Origin of the sequence: Amycolatopsis orientalis, assembly GCF_000943515.2 — a bacterium.
Classification (GTDB): domain Bacteria; phylum Actinomycetota; class Actinomycetes; order Mycobacteriales; family Pseudonocardiaceae; genus Amycolatopsis; species Amycolatopsis orientalis.
The window spans coordinates 3970033-3992968 of the sequence record NZ_CP016174.1 but is presented as its reverse complement, the minus strand read 5'-3'; the positions used below and the strand labels follow the sequence as shown (position 1 = coordinate 3992968).

General features: G+C 66.1%; 16 protein-coding genes and 1 pseudogene. 4 read left to right on the top strand and 13 right to left on the bottom strand.

The genetic code is table 11. The features are described 5' to 3' along the window. Window positions 1-843: 843 nt before the first annotated feature. The 8 genes from cas6e (SD37_RS17450) to cas3 form a co-directional block, all read right to left on the bottom strand. Window positions 844-1023, bottom strand: a complete 180-nt coding sequence (gene cas6e, locus SD37_RS17450; protein WP_044852904.1) for a type I-E CRISPR-associated protein Cas6/Cse3/CasE — start codon at window positions 1021-1023, stop codon at window positions 844-846. 2862 nt (window positions 1024-3885) lie between these two features. Continuing rightward, window positions 3886-4536 (bottom strand): type I-E CRISPR-associated protein Cas6/Cse3/CasE, encoded by a 651-nt coding sequence (gene cas6e, locus SD37_RS17445; RefSeq protein WP_044852903.1) that lies wholly within the window; start codon window positions 4534-4536, stop codon window positions 3886-3888. Next, window positions 4527-5225: a type I-E CRISPR-associated protein Cas5/CasD gene (cas5e, locus tag SD37_RS17440; RefSeq protein ID WP_044852902.1), complete on the bottom strand. Its 699-nt coding sequence runs from the start codon at window positions 5223-5225 to the stop codon at window positions 4527-4529. The genes cas6e (SD37_RS17445) and cas5e overlap by 10 nt, the downstream gene beginning before the upstream one ends. After that, window positions 5222-6352, bottom strand: a complete 1131-nt coding sequence (gene cas7e / locus SD37_RS17435; protein ID WP_044852901.1) for a type I-E CRISPR-associated protein Cas7/Cse4/CasC — start codon at window positions 6350-6352, stop codon at window positions 5222-5224. The genes cas5e and cas7e overlap by 4 nt, the downstream gene beginning before the upstream one ends. A gap of 17 nt (window positions 6353-6369) precedes the next feature. Beyond that, on the bottom strand, window positions 6370-6960 hold the full coding sequence (casB, locus tag SD37_RS17430) for a type I-E CRISPR-associated protein Cse2/CasB (protein ID WP_044852900.1): 591 nt from the start codon (window positions 6958-6960) through the stop codon (window positions 6370-6372). Then, on the bottom strand, window positions 6957-8543 hold the full coding sequence (casA, locus tag SD37_RS17425; protein ID WP_065912864.1) for a type I-E CRISPR-associated protein Cse1/CasA: 1587 nt from the start codon (window positions 8541-8543) through the stop codon (window positions 6957-6959). The genes casB and casA overlap by 4 nt, the downstream gene beginning before the upstream one ends. After that, window positions 8540-8860, bottom strand: a complete 321-nt coding sequence (locus tag SD37_RS17420; protein ID WP_044852898.1) for a hypothetical protein — start codon at window positions 8858-8860, stop codon at window positions 8540-8542. Before SD37_RS17420 ends, casA begins: the two co-directional genes overlap by 4 nt. Beyond that, window positions 8857-11178, bottom strand: coding sequence for a CRISPR-associated helicase Cas3' (gene cas3 / locus SD37_RS17415; protein WP_236725465.1), 2322 nt, complete (start codon window positions 11176-11178; stop codon window positions 8857-8859). Before cas3 ends, SD37_RS17420 begins: the two co-directional genes overlap by 4 nt. Before the next feature lie 1508 nt (window positions 11179-12686). Between cas3 and SD37_RS42035 the strand changes: the two are divergent. Next, a pseudogene (locus SD37_RS42035) lies at window positions 12687-13414 on the top strand (DUF2637 domain-containing protein). A 2022-nt stretch (window positions 13415-15436) separates the two neighbouring features. On the opposite strand, the gene SD37_RS17405 reads toward SD37_RS42035, so the two are convergent. Genes SD37_RS17405 through SD37_RS42025 form a run of 4 tightly spaced genes read right to left on the bottom strand, consistent with a single transcriptional unit; the run spans window position 15437 to window position 18549 of the window. Continuing rightward, window positions 15437-15928: an NUDIX domain-containing protein gene (locus SD37_RS17405; RefSeq protein ID WP_044852895.1), complete on the bottom strand. Its 492-nt coding sequence runs from the start codon at window positions 15926-15928 to the stop codon at window positions 15437-15439. Between the two features lie 58 nt (window positions 15929-15986). Beyond that, window positions 15987-16811, bottom strand: a complete 825-nt coding sequence (locus SD37_RS17400) for an endonuclease/exonuclease/phosphatase family protein (RefSeq protein WP_044852894.1) — start codon at window positions 16809-16811, stop codon at window positions 15987-15989. Next, entirely contained in the window at window positions 16802-17443 is a 642-nt protein-coding gene (gene tmk, locus SD37_RS17395) for a dTMP kinase (RefSeq protein WP_044852893.1), read from the bottom strand. Before tmk ends, SD37_RS17400 begins: the two co-directional genes overlap by 10 nt. Further along, entirely contained in the window at window positions 17440-18549 is a 1110-nt protein-coding gene (locus SD37_RS42025; RefSeq protein ID WP_044852892.1) for a radical SAM protein, read from the bottom strand. Before SD37_RS42025 ends, tmk begins: the two co-directional genes overlap by 4 nt. Window positions 18550-18768: 219 nt before the next feature. Here SD37_RS42025 and SD37_RS17385 point away from each other — a divergent pair, with 219 nt between their 5' ends. Then, window positions 18769-19824 (top strand): LysR family transcriptional regulator, encoded by a 1056-nt coding sequence (locus SD37_RS17385; RefSeq protein WP_044852891.1) that lies wholly within the window; start codon window positions 18769-18771, stop codon window positions 19822-19824. Window positions 19825-20743: 919 nt separating this feature from the next. Here the strand turns inward: SD37_RS17385 and SD37_RS17380 are convergent. Next, window positions 20744-21139, bottom strand: a complete 396-nt coding sequence (locus SD37_RS17380; protein WP_044852890.1) for a hypothetical protein — start codon at window positions 21137-21139, stop codon at window positions 20744-20746. Window positions 21140-21721: 582 nt separating this feature from the next. On the opposite strand from SD37_RS17380, the gene SD37_RS42020 reads away from it, so the two are divergent. Continuing rightward, complete coding sequence (locus SD37_RS42020) at window positions 21722-21859, top strand: ferredoxin (protein ID WP_083254997.1); 138 nt, start codon at window positions 21722-21724, stop codon at window positions 21857-21859. A gap of 60 nt (window positions 21860-21919) precedes the next feature. Continuing rightward, window positions 21920-22921 (top strand): NAD(P)/FAD-dependent oxidoreductase, encoded by a 1002-nt coding sequence (locus SD37_RS17375; RefSeq protein ID WP_052675037.1) that lies wholly within the window; start codon window positions 21920-21922, stop codon window positions 22919-22921. The last annotated feature ends 15 nt before the right edge of the window (window positions 22922-22936 follow it).

Genomic DNA, 22936 nt, shown 5'->3' with positions numbered 1-22936 from the left:
CGAGCGGGTCACTGTGTCTTCCCCGCGCAAGCGGGGCTGGTCCAAGCCGGATGATCGCGGGGATCAAGGCTACTCACTTCTCCCCCGGGCGAACGGGGCTGGCCCATACTGCATCTTGCCGGTTTCCCCGCGCAGGCGGGCTGGTCTCGGCGGCTGACGTCCGGCGCCATTCCGAACGGTCGTCCCCGCGCCGGCGGGGCTGATCCGTCGTGGATGGCAGTCTGGCCCACCGGCGGATCTTCGTCCCCGCGCAAGCAGGGTTGGTCCCTGCATCGGCCCGGCGGCCAGGCGAAGTTCGCGTCGTCCCCGCAAATGCGTGGTTGGTCCGACCGCCCTCGGTCGGTTCCGCCACAAGAAGCTGTCGTCCCCAAGTGAGGCGGGGCTGGTCCGACCTGCCCCTCAGTCGGGTTGTGGCCGGTCGTGGTCGTCCCGGCTCGATCGGGGCTGATCCGCGGATCCGGAAGCAGGTCCGAAAAGGACTGAAAAGCCCGCAGTTCTATCTTCAAAGGGCCAGGTAGTCAGTGTCGCCCCCGCGCGAGCGAGGTTGGTCCGTGAAGCCTCAGAAAAGGGTTGTCCCTCAGGGGCATCGTGCGAGAGCGGGGTCAGTCCCACTACGACCAACGTCCTCGGCTAACTCATGAAGCCGTTGTCGCCGACGAGGCTGTTCCGTGGCCATGCACCTCGGTAGGGTCGCGCGGTCAGTCGTCTGCATGTGAGCGGGGCTGAGACCATCCTCAAGCGCGTCTGGGACACGACCAGCGTGGTCGTGTCTCCTCGCAGGCGGGCGGGTTGGCTAAACGAGCCGCTGAGGGTGTCGCCGTCAATACGGAAGTCCCTTTACTCCTAAGTCCGGGCGGGTGCGAGGCTGAGGAGTCCGCATCCGTAGGCCTTGGCGCGCCCGATTCCGGTGACAAGTGCGTCGCTGAACGCGGCTGGGTCGGTGATGACGAGGTGGCCGTCGTACCGGACAGGTTCGACGGTGATCTTCCCGGTCTCTGCCTTCCGTCCGGCGATAGTCGCCATCGGTGTTGGGACATTTGCGAACGCTCATGTTCTCAGTCGGCGTCCGTCGACCTTGTTCGACCTGCAATTTCGCCCTTGAATCGCCCCCTAGTTCCCGCCAAACCAGCTAGCCCCAGGCAAGCCGGACCACCTGATCAAGCATTGTGATCCGACGCGACAGCAACCAAACTGAATGAAGTTCGCCAGTTTGATCCTCAAACAACCAGGTCAATTAGTATCGTCCCCGCGCATGCGGGGTTGGTCCCCGGACAGCCGGCCTGGCAGCCCCAACAGCCCGGTCGTCCCCGCACGAGCGGGGTTGGTCCTGGGGCAACGATCACCAGAACCACCCGCATCACAGCGTCCCCGCACAGGCGGGATTGGTCCGTGCATTTCGTCAGCGCGGCCGGAGTAGTCGCCGTCTTCCCCGCGCATGCGGGTTTGGTCCGAAGTCCGCGAGCGCCTGCAACCTGTCGCGCGTGTCGTCCCCGCGCGAGCGGGGTTGGTCCGCAGTACGGGTACAACGCCGCCGTTGAGACGGCGTCGTCCCGCGCGAGCGGGGTTGGTCCCGGCGGTACCGCATGTGCTGGCGACTCCGGTGGTCCTGTCCCCGCGCTGGCGGGGCTGGTCTCGTCGGCAAGCTCGTCGTCGGCGAGATCTCGGCGCCATCCCCGCGCAAGCGGGGATGGTCCGGCGGCTCGCATTTCGGCCAGGATCGCGACCAGATCGTCCCCACACGTGCGGGGTTGGTCCCTGGAGCTGTCCGCCGGGGCGACCCCAGTTTCGTCGTCCCCGTGTCAGCGGGGCTGGTCCGACTATGCCCTCACCGCACGCCGGGCACGTAGCTTCGTCCCCTTGCAGGCCGGGGTTGGTCCCTCGCCAGCGGCGACCCGGCGCTGGTAGATCCGTCGTCGCACGCGAGAGGGGCTAGTCCGATTCCTAAACACGAAGCAGCTCAGGCCGGGCGGTCTGGGCCTGTACTCCCCGCTCGGACTCGATCCAAGAACCCCTCCGGTTAACTGGTTCGAGTCCTATTCAGTCGACCCAGCCGGGACGTTTGCAATCGCTCATGCTCTCAGCCGAGGTCAATCGACTGCAATTTCGCCCTTAAATTGCCTCCAGTTCCTGCCGCCGTCGACTGGGGTAAGTCGGACTTACCTAATCAGGATCATGTGCAGGACGCAACGCCCGAGACTGAACATTATTCTCCAGTATGGTCTTCAAATAGCCAGGTCAATTAGTGTCGTCCCCGGTAAGTGGGGTTGGTCCCTTGTAGATGCCAACGGTTTTGAGGTCCGCAACGTCGTCCCCGCGCATGCGGGGTTGCTCCCTTGTCCATGGCCGCGGTGCCGTCTTCTCCGGCGTCGTCCCCGCGTGTGCGGGGTTGGTCCGCCTTCAGCACGTCAGTGTGAGCTGACGGGTTCGTCGTCCCCGCGCGAGCGGGGTTGGTCCCGCGATCCGCGCGCTGGTCACCTCCAACACCGGGTCGTCCCCGCGCAAGCGGGGCTGGTCCGGCGTCTGGGTTGTCGCGCAGGTACGCGGCGAAGTCGTCCCCGCGCAAGCAGGGCTTGTCCCGAGGTCAAAGCCCTCGCGACCGGAAACCCGCTGTCGTCCCCGCACAGGCGAGGCTGGTCCGTACGTCGAGTGGCTGTTCGACACCTGAACGTCGTCGTCCCCGCGCAGGCGGAGCTGGTCCGGCCTCCTGCACGCCGATCCCGGCCCATTCCAGGTCGTCCCCGCGCAGGCTGGGTTGGTCCCGGAAGAAGCCGACGCGACAGAGCAAGCGTGGCGTCGTCCCCGCGCGAGCGAGGTTGGTCCGTACTCGTCGATCTCGGTGTCCTCGGCGTTCTGGCCGTCCCCGCGCGAGCGGGGTTGGTCCGGTCTCGCTGTGGGTTTCGCCGTTGTCGCCGCGGTCGTCCCCAACGCGAGCGGGGTTGGCCCGGCCGCGCGGTCGCCGACAGACGGCTTCTCCGGGTCGTCCTCGCACAGGCGGGCTGGTCCATGCCGTGAGCTCCGCCCGGCGATCTCGCTTGTGTCGTCACCGCGCAGGCGGGGCTGGTCCGCGCTCGCCGCCCCGGGGCGCATCCGGGTGGACGTCGTCCCCGCGCAGGCTGGGTTGACCCGGCACCGCATCCGGGCGAGAAAAACAAGCCATCGCCGTCCCGCACGAGCGGGGCTAGTCCCAAGCAGGCCGCCGACGCGTACCGGTCCGCGAAAGTCCTCCCCGCGCGAGCGAGGCTGCTCTCCTGGTCAAGATGTACGCCCGTATGCTTCTAACATCGTCCCCGCACATACGGGACTGGTCCGGCTTACGCTAGCTCGAGCACGAACTCGCCATCTCGTCCCCGTGCGGGCGGGGCTTGTCCGCGGTCGTTGCCGATCCGCAGGATCAGCTCGCCGTCGTACCCACGCAAGCGTGGTTGGTCCGAAGCGGTTGTCGCACAGCCGGATACCGTTCGGGTCATCCCCTGCGCAGGCGGGATTGGTCCGTCTCACAACATCGATGACCGCGACAGCAGGCGCGACGTCCCAACGCGAGTGGGGTTGGCCCAGACGCGTGGACGATCGTGACCACCGCGCACTGCCGGTTACGCCGAAAGAGCTAGTTCACGGCTGCCTTCAGACCACGACGCGAAGGGGTGTCCTGCGCATGCAGGGTTGATCCGCTGAGGTGGTCATGGGAATCTCCCGCGAGTTCCCCGCGCCGAAGCATTCGGTCGAACGGGAGCACAAACCGTCGGCGACCGTTCAACTTTCACGCAAGCGGGGTTGGCCCTGCCCAACCGGTGTCCTTGATCGTCCATTTGTAGCTGTCCCCGCATAGGCGGGGTTGACCGCCTTACCAGGAAGCGGTCGAGGAGTCCTCGTCGAACCGCTTCCGCTCTAGCTCCGGGCGGGTGCGAGGCTGAGGAGTCCGCATCCGTAGGCCTTGGCGCGCCCGATTCCGGTGACAAGTGCGTCGCTGAACGCGGCTGGGTCGGTGATGACGAGGTGGCCGTCGTACCGGACAGGTTCGACGGTGATCTTCCCGGTCTCTGCCTTCCGTCCGGCGATAGTCGCCATCGGTGTTGTCGCGAGGTCGGGGTGGCCGTCGGCCGCGGCGGGGATGACGAAGCCGTGCTGCGCGCCTTTTCGGATGAGCCAGTTGAGCTGGTCGGCGGGTTGGCGCAGTGGGAAGCGTTTGCGGGTTTTCCCGTCGCATTTTGTGGGGTTGGCGACGAGCCGGAAGGCGAGTGTGCGGCCTGGTGTGAGGGCGTCGAGGACGGGTTTGAGCGGGCGTACCTCGGGTGGGGTGGTGAGGTGTCCGGCGGGGAGTTTGGTCCAGTCGGGTTCGGTGTGGCTTTGGACGTATTGGGTGAATCCGCCGTGGTTGCTGTCGAGTCGCCAGAGGACGCCGTGGCCTTGGCGTTTGTCGTTGGTGGAGGGGATGTCGGGGTAGACGGACATGAGGGTGCGGTGCATGTCGTGGACGTTGGCGTAGTCGCGGCGGAAGGTGCGGGAGCGGATGTCGACGGTCAGTTTGCTCAGGAACACGAGGGCACTCCTGTGGTGATCATGTCGGGGGTGAGTGGTGTGTCGCCGGTGACGACGGTGCGTGTGGCGAAGCGGCGGTCGTCGTGGGCGAAGGAGATCGGGAAGTCGTGCCGAAGTTCGGCGCCGGCGGCGTCTGCCGGGCCGTCGAGGATGGTCCGCAGGCCTACGTCGAAGTCCGGTTCGTGGACGCGTTCGGGGGGCTCGAGCCAGGGGTGAGTCCGGATCACGTGGTCGAGGGGCTCGTTGCGGAGGCAGCAGACGAGTGGTCGAGCCGGGACGAAGGCACGCCGGCCGAAGCACAACGGCCACTGCGGCGTGATGATGGCGTCCCGAAGCTGCGCGAGCCGAGTCTCGGGCCCCTCTAGAAGCACGAGGAAGAGTGCGTCAGCGAGGTAGTAGCGCTCGCTGACGACGGTGCGGTGCCCGGATCCGTGCGTGGTGGGGACGTTCTGCGCGGTCTGGTAGTCCCGTTCGAGAAGTCCTTCGCGGTCGACGCGGACACCGAGGCGCAGGGCGGCCAGTTCCGCGATCGTGTCCTCGTCGTCGCGTTCCACTCCTCTGGCGGCGGCCAGGAGCCCGACGACGCCGGATTTCGTGGGTTCGCGGGCGGTGTCGCGAATGATGCCCCGGGAACGGGTGCCCCAGGACTGCATGGGGGCGTCGAAGCACAACGCCAGGGTGGCGGTCATGCGGTCGCCGCACCGGCCGCAGTCAGGACACCGCTGGTGAACTGGTCAATGCTGGCGGCGGTGTCGATGTCGTCGGTGTGGGGGATGTCGCCGGTCACGGAGGCGGCGATGGCGGCGCGGATACCGCTGTCGCCGTAGAAACCGCGCAGCTGCTGGAAATGTGTGGTGAGCCGGGTGGTGGACCCGGCCATGAGGTCGGCGTCGGTGACGGGCTTGAGGAAGGCGTTGGCGAGGTTCCAGGCGCCGGTGTCCCGGACGACACCGAGGAGGGTGCTCGGCATAGTCCGTGCGGCCATCGAGTTCTGTTTACCGCTGGGGACGGCGTGGATGAACGCGCCCAGCCACGCGGCCGCGGCACGGTTAGCCAGCTGGTCGTCGCCGGCGAGGTTGACGCGGAGACGGTCGAGGTCGAGGTTGGCGTAGCGGTAGTAGCAAGCGGAGTTGAAGTCGACGGTACCGATCATGTCGGCACCGGATTCCGCTTCCGGCTTGAGGTCGTCGACCGCGGTGTAGAAGTCGAACTCCGTAGCCACCGAGTGAGTGGACAGGGCGTGCGCGACCTGGGACGCCGCGTCGACGTTGAAGTCCTTGTTGTCGGCGATCATCCGTCCGAACAACGCCACATCGGCGACCCGGGTGGCGTCGAGCATGCGCTTGGCCTCGGCTGCGGCTTCCTTGCTGGGCTTGGCCTTCGCCGGCTTCTTCCCGTTCTTCCCAGCGGATGCGGCCAGGAGCGTCTCCCAGTTCGCGTCGCAGTAGTCGGCGAGATGGGTGATCGCGGTCCGGCCGACGAACAGCAGGTACTCGGTCAGTCCCTTGGCCTGGTCCACGCCGAACCCGAGTTGCTCGAGCCCGGCGGTGGCGACGCCGGGCGCGGTCTCCGCGTCCCGGCCGCGTTCGACAAGGAGGTCGGCCGCGTCGTTGCGGAGACGTTTGGTGCGGACACCAGTCTCTGCTTCGTCGAGACCGTGCTCGGTGAACAGTTGACGCGCGGACCGCTTCAGGCACTGGCTGGAAATACGGCCACGGGTGCTTCCCCCGAAGGTCGCGGTCTTGGGCTGGCCGACGTCGTCGCGGTTGAGGTTGCTCACTGGGAAGGACTGCAGCAGGTGAAGCTCGATGATCACGAAGGTCTCCGAAAGGGTCAGGCCGATGCAGGCGAAGAGGTTGTTGTGTCGTCGGTCGAAGCGGTGGTGGCTGTGTAGTCGGGGCTGTGGAAGTCGCGGGCCCAGCGCAGCCGGATCCTGTGGGCCGAGTTGTCGCGGTAGCCCTCTCCCATCAGGACGACGAGGTCGTCGAGGAGCGAGGAGTAGTTGACGGGGATGTCGTCACTGGCCAGCAGCCGGACGATCTGGCGCAGATGATGCGGCAGGACGTCGCGTTCCCGGCCGAGCAGTTGCTCGAAGCGGCGGGCCGCGGCGTCACCGCGTTTCTCCCGCAGTGCCCGCATCGAGGAGCCCAGCGAGCGGTGACCGCGCCTCGCAGGCTGCGGATGGGTAGCGAACAGGCCCGCGACCAGAAGCCAGACTTCCTGCTCGGACTCGGGTGGATCATGTCGGAACACGATCTCGTAGGCGGCGGTCTGCTGCCGCGAGCCTGTCAGGCTGCGGCGCAGCCGGGCGAGCGCCTGGCGGCACTCGGATTGCCTTTTCGGGATGCCGGAACTGGCTCCGGCATGCAGTGAATAGAGGGCTTTGACGAAGGTGTCTCGTCGTTCAGCGACGGAGGTGGTCACTCGGTCTCATCTTTCGTGAAGTACTTGGCGGCTCGGGCGTCGAAGACGCGGGCGATCTTGGACAGCCGGTTCCGGAACACCGCGTGCTGCTTGCCGAGCATGCTGAGGTTGCGATCGGACGCCGCGACACCGGCTGTCCACGTCTCCGCCGCGTCCTCGGCGATCCGCAGAACCGCACGCCGCCAGGCGGTGACGGCCGTCCGTTCCGACGTGGCCCGCAGCCGGGCGGTGTTGACCGCACGCAGGAACCCCTCGAACGGCCGGGCCAGCGCCGGCCAGTAGGCAAGGTCGAGGGTGACGTCCGGCTCCGCCCGCATGGCCTTGTGATACTCACGCTGCATCCCGCGCAGCGCCGCTCCGGCTTCGTCGGCGAGTTCGATAGCGGTACCGATCAGCCCGGCCAGTGCATCGTCGGTCGCACGGATCAACGCGACCGGGGCGGGAACCTCCTCCTCGAGATACCCCTCCACAACGGACGCCTTCGAGTCGAGCTTCTGCCCGAACACACGCAACGTGTAGACGGTGTCGTCCGGGATGTGCCCGGCCTCGGTGAGAGCGGCGATCTGTTTCAGGGCACGCGGTCGCTGGCGTGTCCGCTCCTCCTCCCACGGATCGTGCAGCAGCAGTTCGACACTGTGCCTCCAGACCCCACGCACCGGATGGAGCCGGATCGGCAGCATCGGAGTACCCGGCTTGATCTTCCCGTTCGCCGCGCGGGGAGTACGGAACGCGCTCATGCTCTCCAGGTCGGGCAGGCTTCCCTTCAGGCGCACACCAGGAGTGAGGACCACCTTGGTGACGATCTGCTTGCCGCCCACGAATTCGGGCAGGAGCCTGATACGCCGGGACGGCCAGGTCAGCAGATCGGTCCACCCCAACGGATCACGACTGTCCGGCGTGGGGAGGGGAGCTCCGCGCTCCCACGCCGGCGCATCTTCCAGGGTGGTCATCCGCGGCTCCTCGGTCTGAGGATCGTAGGAGACCGCGTTCAGCAGGAGGGTCTCCTTTAGCTTCAGCCCCTCGACGAGAACGACTCCAAGGCTGCTGCACGGTGCACGTTCCGAAGACTTGTCCTTCTCGTACGGGGTCTTCATACCGCCCGGATCGAAAGCCTGAGCAGTCACCAGCCACCGCGCGGCCGCGGCCGGCAGCAACTCCACGCGATCCGACACGACAGTGTGGTCAAACAACGTCGCATTGTTGCCCACGGACTTGTGCGGGATCAGCTTCGCGACAGTACCGCCCTTACCCTCTGGAAGCGCCGAACATTGCAGGAAAGGCACCTCAGGATGGAACAGATCGAACTCATACGCCTCGAGGTGCCGATCAAGCCGGTCCATGTCGAACGCCTCGGCCGACCACAGCTTATCCCAGTCATGGTGGCGAGCCGGACCGTAAACCCTGTGCAACAGCGCCAAAACCAGCCTGTATAGCGCGGCGGTCATCGGCGGGGGCTCGCCCACGATCCTGCGGATCTCGTGTGCCTGTAGCAGTATATCGCGCAAGCTCACGTCCTCACGCGTGCCATCGAGGCGAACCACAGGGATCCAAGGTTCGACGCTCAGGTCGAATGGGGTCGTCATGTCTCCTCGATCGCGTAGACGCCGAACTGGTCGTGGTAAGCCAGCGTGTAGCCGCCGATCTCGCATTTGTTGTCGTTGAAGATCAGTGCGCGGTGCTGGTTGAGCCACGGATCAGCCGCGAACTCAGATGGCACTTCACATTCCAGTAGGGCGTGCACCACCTGTCGAGGCACGTTCTCCGGTGCGACCAGGACAGCAGCGGAATCCAACAGCTCCTCCGATCCATCACCCCACATCGGACTTGTCGCACCTGCTGAGTCGCGGCGGAACAGCACAACTCGGACCGACCGTTCGACGTCACCTTCGTCGTCTGTCATCGCCGTTTCCCCGACTGCTTTCGTGTCTGCTTGGTACTTTTCGGTCGTTCAGTGAGCTCGGCGAGATCCTCGACCTTGTGCGGCATGGGCAGATACAGCGTTCTGGCGGCCGCGTTGTCTCGGCTGCGCAGGGCGCGGAGATACTCCTCTTCCTTTCGCCACGCGTCGGCCCACCCTTGTGGGCACTCGATCTCGCCTCCGTAGACCTGATCGACGAGGTGTGACACCTCGGAGGGTGAGTCGATATGCGGCCGGTCACGAAGCAGAGCCCATGTGCGCATCAACAGGATCGGCGCGTACACGTTCCGCAGATAGGGCGGAAACCGCGGCCCCTCCGGCATGTCAGTGACCCCGGTGATGACCAGGCGGAGCCTTCCGCGCGACTGGTCGCGCCGATGCCGCTGGATCCGGCCGGCCCGCTGGATCAGCGCGTCGATCGGAGCAAGATCCGTGAGCATGATGTCGAAGTCGAGGTCCAGACTCTGCTCCAGAACCTGCGTACCGACCACGATCGCCCGCCGCGGCCGGACACCGTCGTCGCCGAAGCAGTTCCGCAGCCGCTGCTCTTCCTTACGGCGCTGTCCTGCAGGGAGCGTGCCGTTGATCGCGATGAGCAGTGGCCGCTCAGCTTCAGGAAGTTCACTGATCCGCGCGGCCAAGGCATCGTGGGTTTTGATCGCCCGCCGCACGAGATTGTGGATCACCGCGACACAACGGTCCTGGCTGGCCTGCTCGAGAAGCCAGTCCACGATCTCCTCGTCGCCGATATGGCTCAGGTGAATCCGGCGGTCCTTGTTCAGGTCGGAGACCTCCGCAGGATGCTCGGTAGCACAGGTTGCCGTGGCGACCGTGACGCGCGGGTAGGACACCGGCGAGGGCACCGCGGGAATCTGCTGCGGTGGGCATCCGCGGCGGCCGGCCTGCCAGGCGGCGATCAGCGCGTGCCTTCGCCCGGCCGGGAGCGTCGCCGACAGCAGGATGACAGGGGTGCCGAGCGCGCCCAGCCACATCAGCAGCCGCTCCAGCAACGTCGACATATAGACGTCATAAGCGTGCACCTCGTCGAACACGACCACCTTGTTCGACAACGCCGCAAGACGAACGAACACATGCCCAGAACGGATCGCGCCCTTCAACGCCTGATCGATCGTCCCGCAACCAAGCGGCGCCAACATGCTCCTCTTCCGCGTAAACCATGACTGCGCCGCAACATCGTCGTCGCCCTCATCCCGGCCGACGTCCGTCGGCTTCGCGCCGGCATGCACCAGATTGACCGGCGTCTCGTCGCCCAGCTCGTGCAGCATGGACTGGATCTCCAGCCGCATCTGATTGCTGGTCGCTTGAGTTGGCATCGCGACATAGAAGCCCGACACTCCCAGTTGACGCACCATAGACGTCGCAGCCTGCAGCGCCGCCTTCGACTTCCCCTCTCCTGTCGGCGCCTCGATCACCAGCAGAACCGGCTCTGCCAAATCCGAAGTCGCCAGCTCGACAACCTTCTGAACAGGCCGAGGGGCACGCCGGAACAACGTCTCGAAGTCCGCCTGAGCCGGTGGAGACCACGGCGACATCCCCAACCGCACGACCGCCTCGTCAGCCTTCGCGTCGCAAGACTTCGCATATGCGTCCAGGTCGACGCCAGGCTCCAAGGCCCGGAAGTTGCTGGTATCCGAGGCCACCCAGTCGCTCACGGTCGTCAGTGCCGCCAACCCGATCGCCGCAGGCAGCGACAGCCGCAGATCCCGCCATTCAACAAGATCGGGCTCCGGCACACCCCGGAGCCTGGCCACGTCAAGAACCAGCGCCGTACGCCAAGCCGCCCATCTCTCTCCGCCATGAGCGTTGCGCTCACTGCGCGCCTGGCGAATGGCTTCACCGGCAGGGAAATGACCGTGATGTCCGCCCAAGGCCTCCGAGACACGCAGCGCCGTGCCCTTGGCCGCGCCCCAAGACTCCAGCATGTCCCTGACGTGCAGTGCAGTCAGGATCCCGTGCGGCGCGTCCACCCTTCGCCCCATCCCAGCAGGCTTACGGACCATGTCGAGATCTTCGATCGCCAGTTCCCCGAAAAGCTTCACCGCAAGCTCGTAGACCAACGCCTGGAAGTCGGGCGCGTACTTCCCGATGTCATGCAGTCCGCAGAAAAGCGGCACCCAGGAACGCGACAGAGCAGGGTCGGGAAAAATCTCGGCGAGATGTGCTCGCACGACCCCGCCCAGCATGACGTCCACCAACCGCTGAGCAACCGCGACAGTATCCAACGAATGACAAATCAGCGGATGGCAACCAACACGCCCCGAAGACTTCCCCCATGGCACAACCGATCCAGGCAACGCCACGCCCAACTCCCCCACCTCGCACGCCAACTCTTACCTTGTTCCCCCGACGAGGCTGGCCACTTTAGCCACCCACGAACCGCCCGCGAATCCACCCCGCCCCCAAGAGAAATACGTACAAGACACGCTTGCGAGCTACGTTTTTAGCACGTTCGACCAAGTTTTTGCTTCAGATTAAGAAGAAGTCGATATGCCCGAAGATCCGTCAACTACCACTTGGACAATCTGAAGAAATTTCACATATATAGTTTGGGTTACCTGGCGCATTAGGGAGAGCAGTGGCCAAGTTTGGTAGTCCCTAACGCAAGAGTCGGGCAGTGACAGAATCACATGTCGTCCTGGCGGCGTCGCTGTAGAGCTCGTCCCCGCAAAGGCGGGGCTACCCCGGTCGACGTCACTCTGGACGAGGCGATCTACAAGTCGTCCCTGCGCAGGCAGGGCTGTACCCGGCCGGATGATCGCGGGGATCAAGGCCACTCGCTTCTCCCCGCACGAGCGGGGTGATCCCTGCCATCGTCGGATCTGGTCGGCGAAGGTGGTGTTCTCCCCGCTCAAGCGGGGCTGGTCCCCCGCCCGCCGTCCGGTCCACTCAGTACTGGAGGTCGTCCCTGCGCGAGCGGGGCTGGCCCCAACCTCGCGACCAAGAAACTCGGTGTATCGCAGTCCTCCCCGCGCAGGCGGGGCTGGTTCGGGCAAGACCACCGCCGTCTTCTTCGGCTGGATGTCGTCCCCCGCGCAAGCGGGGTTGATCCGAACGTTCCCGACTTCCTCTGAGTCTCGACGGTTTCGTCCCCGCCCACGCGGGGGTTGATCCTGGCTGCTCCGCGAGTCGTAATGGCCTGCTTGAGTCGTCCCTGCGCAGACGGAGTTGGTCCGCGATGCGGGCCGCCGCGCCCATGCCCCGTCCCCACGCAGGGGAGGTTGGTCTCGCGGTGGTCATGCCGCCATCCCTTCGAAGTCAGTTGCCCCGCGCAGGCGGATTGTTCCCCTCAACATCGCCAACTTCGGTACTCAGGTTCTGTCATCCCCGCGCAAGCAGGGTTGGTCCGCCGTAGTGTTCGATGAGGCGGCGGGCGAAGGTGTCGTCCCCTCGCAGGCGGGGCTGGTTCTGGTTTCCACGGTGGCGCATACGTTCTGCTCGAGTCTCCCCGCGCGAGCGAGGCTGGTCCGTACGGCGTCGGCCAGCCCAACGGCACAATCGGGTCGTCCCCGCATGAGCGGGGCTGATCCGAAGAAGTGGGTTCCGAAACCGAAACCGGCAGTCGTCCCCGCGCAGGCGGGACTGGTCCGGTCAGGGTGAACGTGCCACCCGTCGGGCTGCCGTCGTCCCCGCGCAGGCGGGGCTGGTCCGGTGACGAGGTACGGGCAGCAACCACGCGTCCTCTCAGCTCTCTGAGCTGTGACTTTCCGCCACACTGAAGATCAACCGGCTCTGCGGAGACCGCGGTGGAGCCACGTCATGAACCGCCTCCGCCGGGCTCTCCCTCTGGATCCAGTGCGGCTGCACGGCCCTGGTCACCCTCGGCGCCGCCTACGCCTCCTACATCCACGGACGCCAATTCGCCCTCCGCTTCGGCGCCGATACGACGACCGCCTCTATCTGGCCGCTCATCGTCGATGGCCTCCTCACGACCGCAACCGTCGAACTCTGGAAACCCAGTTGCGACGGCTCCAGCCGGTGGCCGGCCTGGGCAGCGTTCGTCTTCGGCATCGCGCTGTCTCTCTGCGCGAACATCGCCTCGGCACCCGTAACCAGCGCATTCGGAGTAGCCGTCGCCCGCCTGCCCGCCGCTCGCCCTGCTGCTGGCCGTCGAACTCCTCGACCGCCCTCAAACGCCACCGCACCGGACCCGCCGACCTCATTCACACGGAACCCGATCTCCTCACGCCAACCCTGGTCACCCCTCTGCCGACAACACCAGACCAGTCGGACCAGCTATCCAGGCCCACCGCCGAACAACTGATGTGGGCCCACTACCAGCACGAACACGCCCAAGGCCGAACACCATCCGGTGCCGAACTCGACCGCATCGCCGGAACCCACAACTACGGCCGCCGCATCCTCCGAAAATGGCGCAGCGAAGGCATCCTCCCGCACACAGCCCCCGAGCCGCATCGCCCACGCGAAACACCGTCGAGGCCTCAAACGACGGCACCGCCGAACCCACTTCCGCACACCGACACCGCAGAACGAGAACTCGCCGATTCAACGTCCTAAGGTTCGATCCGACCCCATGATCAGCGTGAGGACTACCAAACTGAACGAAAACCAGCAGTATGATCTTCAAAGGTCCAGGTCAATTAGTGTCGCCCCGCGCGAGCGGGGTTGGTCCCGACATCAACCTCACCAGCGTCCGCACGATCCCGTCGTCCCCGCGCGAGCGGGGTTGGTCCTTGGAAGGCGCAAGCGGCCAGACCGATTCCCTAAACACAAAAGAGCCAGGGCCGGGAGGAGCGGGCTTTGCGACCCCGCTCGGACTCGAACCAAGAACCCTCCGGTTAACTGGTTCGAGTCCTTTCGAGTTGTTCTCAGTCGATCTAGCTGGGATGTTGGTGATCACTCATCGCTCTCAGTCTGTGTCGGTCGGCCTCGTTCGACCTGCAATTTCGCCCTGAAATCGCCCTAGTTCCTGCCGGAGCAGCTAGCCGAGGCAAGCTGGACCACCTGATCAAGGATTGTGATCCGACGCGACGGCAACCAAACTAAATGAAAATCGCCAGTATGATCTTCAAACAACCAGGTCAAAGTAGTGTCGTCCCCGCGCAAGCGGGCCTGGCCCCGGCAACACGAGCTGCCCCGGGCCAAAGACGTGGTCGTCCCCGCGCAAGCGGGGTTGGTGCCAGGCCTGGATTTCGACGGAGGGCCCGGCCTCGGTCGTCCCCGCGCAGGCGGGGTTGGTCCCTCGTAGGAATGGGCCTGGAGGACGCTGGACGTGCCGTCCCCGCGCAGACCGGGGTCGACCCCGAGGTCAACTCGGACTTGGAGATCCGCCGATGTCGTCACCGCGCAGGCGGGGCTGGTCCGGTCGATGTTCAGCGCAAGAACGCGGTCCGCTAGTCGTCCCCGCGCGAGCGGGGCTGGTCCAGTCCGTGACGCGCTGGCAAGGCGGAAACCCGGGTCTTCCCCGCGCAGGCAGGGCTGGTCCTTTGACGGCCTTGAACAGCTGGTTTTCGCTCTTGCCTTCCCTGCGCAGGCGGGGCTGGTCCCGGCTCGTACTCGGCCCTGGTGGACAAGGTGCCGTCGTCCCCGCACGAGCGGGGCTGATCCCCAGTAGTCGTACTCTTGCGGGAGCTGTGCTGGGTGCTCCCCGCGCGAGCGGGGCTGGTCGCAGGTGCACCGTGTACGGGCCTGCGATCGACAGGTGCTTCCAGCGCGAGCGGGGCTGGTCCCAACTCGCTCCGCCGGAAGGAGCCATGACGAGTGTGCTCCCCACGCGAGCGGGGCTGGTCCCATCGTCAGGCCGGAGAAGTCGAGCCCGGCGAAGTGCTCCCCGCGCAGGCAGGGCTGGTCCGGAGAGCACCGTGACCACGACCGAAGCCGTGCTGTCTTCCCCGCGCAGGCGGGCTGGTCCCACCTCGACGTGCGCGCCTGGCTTGGCGCCGGTGTCTTCCCCGCGCAGGCGGGGCTGGTCCCGGCTACTGTGGCAACGCGTCATCGACATGGTCAAAACAGGACGCGCCATCATGGTCTACAACGCAGACAACGAACAAGGACTCGACTTCGACGGCATCAACCTCATGCTCCGACCAGCCCCACCGCAGACACCCAGCACCGACGCCCGCAAGACCGGCTGGAGCAACGCCAGCAAACGACGCAGGTACGAAACCGCTAGTGCAGCCTCAAAGTGAACAAGAAACACCATTACGGCACCTAAACCTGCAGGTCAGCAAGTGTGATCCCCGCGCGAGCGGGGCTGGTCCGGTGAGCGACCAGCCCCACAGCGGGATGCTCAGGTGCTCCTCGCGCGGGCGGGGCTGGTTCCCGGCAGCTTCGCGAACGCCTCGGTGATCGCGGCGTCTTCCCCGCGCAGGCGGGGCTGGTCCGGCTGTGCAGGAGGCAGCACCGGTGTCCATGTCCGTCTTCCCCGCCCAGGCGGGGGTAGTCCCGGCACCTGGGCGCTTTCGTGGCCGCGGCGCAGGTCGTCCCGCGCAGGCGGGGCTGGTCCTGGTGTATGTAATGGCCATGGACGCAGTCGTTGGTGGCTAAGTGAGTCGTGGGCCCGATCAGGTCATTTTGGTGTTAGTCGGTGAGTCGGATCGGCCCGGCCGGGAAGTGTCCTGCGAGGAGCTGGTTCAGCAGGGCTGGCAGGGTGGCGGGTAGCAGTTTATCGACGGTGAGATCGAGTTCAGCTGCGGTGAACCAGCGGCGTTCGATGAGTCCAGCGCGTTCGTTCGCGGTGGGTTTGACGGACACGGTGGGGCTGGTGTCTTGGATTTTGGCGAGGAAGACGTGGTCGAGGCGGTGATGCTGCTGGCCGCGGTAGGTGAAGCGGCTTTCGCGGGTCCAGAGTTTCCGGTCAAGGCCGGTGAGGACGATGCCGGATTCTTCGGCGACTTCGCGTTGGGCGGCGGCGGTGAGGGTTTCGTTGTTGTCGAGGCCGCCGCCGGGGAGTTCCCACCAGTGGTGGGCGGGGTCGTCGGGGTCGCGGGCGTGGATGAGCAGGACGCGGTCGTGTGCGTCGAGCAGCAGGACTCGGGCCCCAACTCGTGGTTCCGTTGTGGTGGTGGGCATTGCGCCGGTTTCCTCGGGCTCGGCAGGCGTGGTCGTGGCCTGGCACGAGATTCCGGGGTTAGAACAAGGTGGCTTCCCGCTCCGCGGCCGGGTCGGACGTTATCAGCGGTGCAGTCGGGGTCAGCGCCAGCCTGACGGCGAGTCCGGAATGATCGGTCAGCGCCGCCTGATCGAGAATCTGTTCGCGGGTTTGGTGCACGTATTCGCAGGAGGTCAGGTGCGTGGCGAGTGACGGTGAGCCGTGCGCGTGGTCGTAGCGGTAGCCGAGGTCAGGTCGCCGTGCCCAGCTGTGCTCGACGGCGTCCGGGTGCTGGTGGCGGAACAGGTCGACGAGGTCGTGCCGGTCGGTGAGTGAGCGGTAGAAGTCGGTTTCGAACGGTGCGAACTGGCCGCGGTGCGGCGGGATGTGTCCTGGTTCGAGGACGTTGAGATCGCCGAGGAAGAGCGCGGGTTCCGCGCCGGCAGTGGCATCGAGGGCTTTGTGGCAGGCGTCGATCCAGTCGCGTTTTCTGCGGGTTTTGCTCTCGGTCGCGTCGCGGGAGGGGACGTAGGCGCCGAGGACACGGATAGGGCCGTTGCCGGTGTCGATTCGGATTCCTGCCAGCCTGGCCGGTAGGTAGGTCATGGCGGCGCCGATGGGGTCGAGGGTCGCGGCGAGTTTGCTGAGCAGCATCACTCCCCGCTCTTTGTCAGGGTGGTGGGGATAGGTGACGCACCACCCCGCGTCCGCGAAGGACTGCGCGAGATGTTGTGTGCCGGGTCCGGCGCCGGTTTCGGTGAGAATGAAGACGTCCTCCGTGCGTTGGGCGAGCCAGGTCAGCTGCCGTCGGGCACGTTCGAGCGACGGGTGGCCGATGTTCATGGTGAGCAGGCTCAGCGGCATACCGGGCGCTCCTGGCGGATGTGGTGGACGAGGTCCATGATCTTGGCAGTTAGGGCGTCAGGTGTGTCGGCGGTGCAGTCCAAGGTGGTGATGTCCCAGCCTTGGGCGTGGAGAAACCGGCTAGCGTGCTGGTAGCCAGCGGTCTCGAGTCGACTGTTGTCGGTCGCGCGTTCGAAGCGGCTGTGCCCACCTCTGGCCCGCAGTCGCTGGTCGATCACGACAGGGTCACCGGTCAAGACCAGGGCGAGATCCGGTCGGTAAGCGCCCTGATTCAGGGCCCACACCGTGTCGGAGGGGATGCCGTCTAGTCCCTGCAGGACCAGGGACGACGGTAGATACCGGTCGCAGACGACAACGGCACCCGCATCGAGAGCGGGCAGGATCTCGGTGGCGAGCTGATGGTGCCGGTCGGCGGCGCAGAGGCAGGCCAGCGCCATGTCCTGGTAGGTGTCGGTGCCGTGTCGCGCGATCTCGCCGAGCGTCGAACGGGACGGCTGGCTCGTGGCGTGAACGCAATGTCCCGTGTCGGAGAGACGGGCGGCTACGAGAGCGGCGACGGTGGTCTTCCCGACGCCGCCGGGGCCGTCGAGCGTCACTAGCGTTCCCGGCTTGCGCTGCAGCTCCGCGATCATGCGACGTCCAGCGGCAGCAGGTGACGACCGTCGGCGACGGTCGGGCACTGCTCAGCGTCAACGTCGCCGATGCGGCCGCCAGCGGCGATCACCGCAGCCGGGCATCCCTTGCCGCACTGGGGTTCCAGCGCACATGTTCCGCAGGTGTCGTTCGCGCCGACCTGGAAACGCTGATGGAACGCGTAGTTGTCGAGACGCTCGGCGATGTCGCGGTCGGTGAAGATGTTGCCGACGATGAAATCCGTGTCCGGATGCCGGGAGATCGGCGTCCGCGCGGCGAACACGAGATAAGGGCAGACCGTGACCTCGCCTGGGGTGAATACGTAGATGATCGTCCCGGCCTCGCAACCCGAGAGCGGTTTCTGCTCGGCGTTGGGGAATCGGATATGGGCGATGTCGAGGTCCGGGCCGTCGAACGGTGCGGTCAGCTCGAAGATCTCCTGCATGTGCAGGGTGGTCTTCGCCAGCTTCGCTTGTGACTTCACGCCACGGCCCATGCTGCCGAGCGGGTTGAGCAGCACGTATTTCGTGCCGTGGTCGCGGGCGAATCGGCAGAGTTCCCGGTACTCCTCGTTGCGTGCCAGCGAGTTCGGGGTGCACAACAACCCTTGCAGAAGTCCAACCGAGGCCAGCTTCCGCACGGTGTCGACCGTGACGTCGAAGGAGTCGCGGTCCCCGCGGAACCTGCCGTGGGACTCGCGCGCGAAACCGTCCAAGCTGACGTTCACATGCACACCGCCGATCGCCGTCAGCTCGCTGAGCATGGAATCGTCCATTGACGTGGCGTTCGTGCAGATCCCGACATCCAGGCCCGCGTCCCGGAAGACACGGACGATTGCCAGGAAATCCGGATGGATCGTCGGCTCACCGCCCGTGAGCGTGACCCGCCGGACTCTCGCCTCGACCAGCCTGGGGACGACCTTGGCGACGACGTCGCACAGTGGCATCTGTTTGCCCTTCTTCGTGGCCGACACGAAGCAGTGCGCGCAGCGCAGATTGCAGTCCTCGTTGATCTGGACCAGCGCCTTCCGATACGGCGACTCGACCGTCGTGCGGAAGTAGCACGACAGTGCCCGCTCCTCCGTGACAATCGCGCGTGCGGTCATCAGCTCAGCCTCCCCGGCCTGACAGCGCCGCTCCGGGACGATCACGCGGCGTCATGAACCGAGTACAGCATCAAATACTCGTGCGAACAACAAATTCGCACTTAATACTCACAAGGAAATCTATTGCGGCGCCGCATTGAACTTTGTCGCAAGGACAGGAATGTTCTTCCTGCGGAAAATTCTGTGGCAGAGTGACAGCTAAATGCGGAAAGGACTCCGGTGACCGAACCTGACGCCGCCCAACTCGCCGCGCTGCTCAGCTGCCCAGCCGAGCTGCTGGACACCACCCTCGATCAGCTGCGGACCCTGGTCATCACGCACGCCACCGGCAGCGCACAGCACGCGGCCAGAGTCCTCGGTCGCTCCCAGGGCAGCGTCCAGAAGCAACTCGACAACCTCAACGACGCCGCCACGCGCCTCATGGCCGAAACACTGGTCACGAAACAAGGCCGCGGGAAACCGTTCCACTTCACCGGCGCCGGTGAAGAAGTCGTCCGGCTCGCCACCGCCACCCTGCAATCGTGGACCGACGGCATCCACCGAGCCCGGCGCCGAGCCGGCTCCACCATCACCATCGGCACCACCGAGTTCACCGTCGAGTTCCTCGGCCAAGTCTGGCCCGGCCTGCGCGAAGACTTCGAACGCCGCGGCGTCCAGCTCAAGATCGAGCACGTCCGCACCCGCGACCTCAAAACCAAACTCGCCGCAGAACAAGTCGACCTCGTCTGCGGTTCCTTCGCCGCAACCCGCGGCGCTCCCCCAGCCCTCGACTACGACTTCCTCGAATGGCACCGCGAACGCGTCGCCCTGCTCACCAACCTCACCACCCGCGAACTCAACGACCGCCCCGTCACCCACACCAAACTCGCCAAACTTCCCCTGCTCGTCCCCTCCGCAGGACTGCTCGCCGACTTCCTCAGCCGCTGGTACGGCCCCGACTACCGCGGCGTCCTCAACGTCGTCGCCGACGTCGACACCCTCAACTACGGCCTCAATCTGCTCAACACCCAGCTCATGTACGGATGCCTGCTCACCACCGATCGCGTCGCCGACGCCGCCTCCGAAGGCCGCCTCCCCGGCAACAACCTCCGCAAACTCGCCCTCACCGACGACTTTAACCCCCAACTCGACATCGTCACCGGCATCTTCGCCCGCCCCGGCGAACGCCAGCGCTACGCCGACGACCACCCGCTCAGCGCACTATGGAACGCCTTCGCAGCCGCATCCCCTACCCGACCGAACGGCCAACCGCAGCGAGGCAACCTGCATGAATGACCTTGTCGGCCCGTGCTCAATTGCCGCGCCAACCAGGTTGTCCGTACTCGGGATTGAGCTAGCCCACGCTTCGCCGGGCAATCAATTTTCACTACAATGATCTCCAAAGACCCAGGTCAACAAGTGTCGTCCCCGCGCGAGCGGGGTTGGTCCCATGGCGGACAGCAGGTCCGCCGCGGAGTCGGCGTCGTCCCCGCGCGAGCGGGGTTGGTCCGCCGTCGATCGCCGTCTGCTGGCGGCCCGTCGTGTCGTCCCCGCGCGAGCGGGGTTGGTCCGCCCTTGGCGCCCGCGGCACACTCGAGATCCTCGTCGTCCCCGCGCGAGCGGGGTTGGTCCTACTGTGCCCGCGGTGCCGGACCGAGATCGAGAGTCGTCCCCACCCAGGCGGGGTTGGCCCCACGGCCAGAGATGGCACAGTCTGGTGAGCACGGTCGTCCCCGCGCAGGCGGGACTGGTCCCACGATGATGTACCGGTCGACGGTGGCCACCGCGTCATCCCCGCGCAGCGGGGCTGGTCCCGGTCGTGTGCTCGTCGGCGATCTCCCTGTTGAGTCGTCCCCCGCGCAGACAGGGCTGGTTCGCGGGTTCACGCCCAGCAGGGCGTACCAACCGCCGTCGTCCCCGCACGAGCGGGGTTGGTTCCCAGTAGCCAGTCGTGCTGACCTTCAACCTCGACGTCGTCTCCGCACGAGCGAGGTGGCCCGGCAAACCAGCGGTCGAGTCGTCCCCGCGCAGGCGGGGCTGGTCCCGTGCCCCGCATCAGCCGGGCACTGCAAGCAACTCTCGGAACTCGATCTAATTTCCGCGCAAGGCCTGATCAGCTGGGACGATCTCGGATGGCGCCAATTGTCTTCCTGAGATGCCGCTCCAGTTGCCCTGCTCGAAACTCCACCAACTACCGGATCTATCGCTGATCGCGTCAGAACGAGGGCCCCGGCTCGATGTTCTCTGCAAGAGCGGCCAAAGCCTGATGCTCCGCGGCTGGCCGAAACGCCGTCCTCCGACGAACCGCTTCTTTGGCAGCCTTCGACGCCGAGTAGTCGTCGCTCAGCTGGCCGGGAGCCCTGAGTTCACTGATCCGCGTAACCCATTCGGCGAGGTCGTCGGCACCGTCTGGGACCGGCCCCAGAACCTGAAGTGCTTCCTCGGCTGAGCGGGGCGTCAAGGTCAGCGCGCCGACGGTGTCGAACCACAGGCCATACGCAAGCCCGAGACGGTAGTCCCGCGGCCAAGTGTTCAGGTCGTCGGAAGCCAGGCACGGCTCCAGGCCGTCGCGCCGGACCACAAATGTCCCCTGCATGACACGCTGCCCCACTGCGATGCCGATACTTCGCTGATGCCGCGGCTCACCTTCGGGAGGTTGGCAGCGAGCAGGCGCCGTTGGAGTGTGCCGGCGTAGAAGATTTGGGACGTCACCACGAGGTCGTTGATGAGCGGGGGCGGACGGCCCTCGGAGAAATAGCCGACCCGCCGCAATGCCCACCGTGCCCACCGTGCCCACAGCGGCCTGCCATCGAGCGCCAAGGCGACCATCTCGTCGCGAAGGTCAGGTGTTCGTGCTCGGCCGTGCCCGCCGCCGAACTCGTTCCTGACAGTGCTCAGGTTCTTGGCGATCTTGCTTGCCTGCGTAGCGAGCTGACCGAACGGAGACTGATTGGCCAGCTCATGTGTCCAATACGGCCGCTCGGACCTGCTTATCGCCCCACACAAGCGGAGGGATCGACTTGTGAAGCTACTCGCTCGCTACGTCCGTTCAGCGCTTCGAACGGCTATATCTGGTATCCCGTTCGGCTATCCGCTGCCCGCGGCACTTGGCCCGGCACCTGCTAGCTGGCTCTACTGGAACGGCGAACACGATATACCGCGCGAGTTGACGCGCCGGGGAGTTGGGAATCGGATGAAAATCATCGTCGACAGGGAAAAATGCACGGGGCTGGGCATCTGCGAGTCGCTCGCCCCCGAGGTGTTCGAGATCGACGACGACGGCGCCTTGGTGCTCAAGCAGGACGAGGTGTCCGACGCGGATCTCGACTAGGTGCAGGCGGCCGTCGACGGCTGCCCGACCGCTGCCCTCCGGGTGGAACGAGGCTGATCGATGCTCGACACCAGCCGACGGCTCGTCGTAGCGGGCGCTTCCCTGGCCGGGCTACGCGCGGCGGAGGCCGCCCGCCGGGCCGGGTTCCGCCGCCCGATCACGCTCCTCGGCGCCGAAAATCAGCTCCCGTACGACCGGCCGCCGCTGTCCAAGGCATACCTGGACGGTGCGCCGGACGGCGTGCCGGACCTCGCCTTCCGTACCCGGACTGCGCTCGTCGAGGAGCTGGGCATCGACCTGCGGCTCGGGTGTGCGGCGACGGCACTCGACGCCGACGAGCGCGTCGTGCACACCACGGGCGGCGACGTACCGTTCGACGCACTGGTCGTCGCGACCGGAGCGACGGCGCGCACGCTGGACGGGGCGTCCGGTTTGCCGGGCGTGCATACCCTGCGGACCGTCCACGACGACCGCGCGGTGCGGGCCGCGCTCGACGCCGGTGCGCGCACGGTAGTGGTCGGAGCCGGCTTCATCGGCTCGGAGGTAGCGTCCGCTACCCGCAAACGCGGGCTTCCGATAACCATTCTGGAGGCCGCCGAAGTGCCGCTGGAGCGCGCCGTCGGCGTCGAGATGGGCATCGCCTGCGCGGCCCTGCACGAACGCAACGGCACCGAACTGCGCTGCGGGGTCACCGTGGAATCCGTTCGGCACAACGGTTCCGAGCTGGTGGTCGACCTCGACGGCGGGGAGAGCCTGTCCGCCGACCTCGTGGTCGTCGGCATCGGCGCGACGCCGGCGACCGGATGGCTGGCCAACTCGGCACTGACCGACGAGAACGGCGTGGTCTGCGACGAGAACCTGTGGATCGGCGCCCCCGGGGTGTACGCGGCGGGAGACGTGGCCCGCTGGCACAACCCGCTCTTCGGCGAGCACATGCGCCTGGAGCACGGGCAGGAGGGGCAGGCGCTAGGCGTCTCAATAGCGTTATGGCCACACATCCGCTCCGGCGTCCGGGAGTTCAGAGCTCCGGCCACGTCGTCCATCAAGTGCAGTCGGGCGTAGATCTCCGCCGCATTG

What these genes read in the sequence shown, in the direction of transcription:
- cas6e (WP_044852904.1), bottom strand. Translation starts at nt 1,023, where the DNA reads ATGGCGACTATCGCCGGACGGAAGGCAGAGACCGGGAAGATCACCGTC.
- cas5e (WP_044852902.1), bottom strand. Translation starts at nt 5,225, where the DNA reads ATGACCGCCACCCTGGCGTTGTGCTTCGACGCCCCCATGCAGTCCTGG.
- casA (WP_065912864.1), bottom strand. Translation starts at nt 8,543, where the DNA reads ATGACGACCCCATTCGACCTGAGCGTCGAACCTTGGATCCCTGTGGTT.
- SD37_RS17420 (WP_044852898.1), bottom strand. Translation starts at nt 8,860, where the DNA reads ATGACAGACGACGAAGGTGACGTCGAACGGTCGGTCCGAGTTGTGCTG.
- SD37_RS17405 (WP_044852895.1), bottom strand. Translation starts at nt 15,928, where the DNA reads ATGCCCACCACCACAACGGAACCACGAGTTGGGGCCCGAGTCCTGCTG.
- SD37_RS17400 (WP_044852894.1), bottom strand. Translation starts at nt 16,811, where the DNA reads ATGCCGCTGAGCCTGCTCACCATGAACATCGGCCACCCGTCGCTCGAA.
- tmk (WP_044852893.1), bottom strand. Translation starts at nt 17,443, where the DNA reads ATGATCGCGGAGCTGCAGCGCAAGCCGGGAACGCTAGTGACGCTCGAC.
- SD37_RS42025 (WP_044852892.1), bottom strand. Translation starts at nt 18,549, where the DNA reads ATGACCGCACGCGCGATTGTCACGGAGGAGCGGGCACTGTCGTGCTAC.
- SD37_RS42020 (WP_083254997.1), top strand. Translation starts at nt 21,722, where the DNA reads ATGAAAATCATCGTCGACAGGGAAAAATGCACGGGGCTGGGCATCTGC.
- SD37_RS17375 (WP_052675037.1), top strand. Translation starts at nt 21,920, where the DNA reads ATGCTCGACACCAGCCGACGGCTCGTCGTAGCGGGCGCTTCCCTGGCC.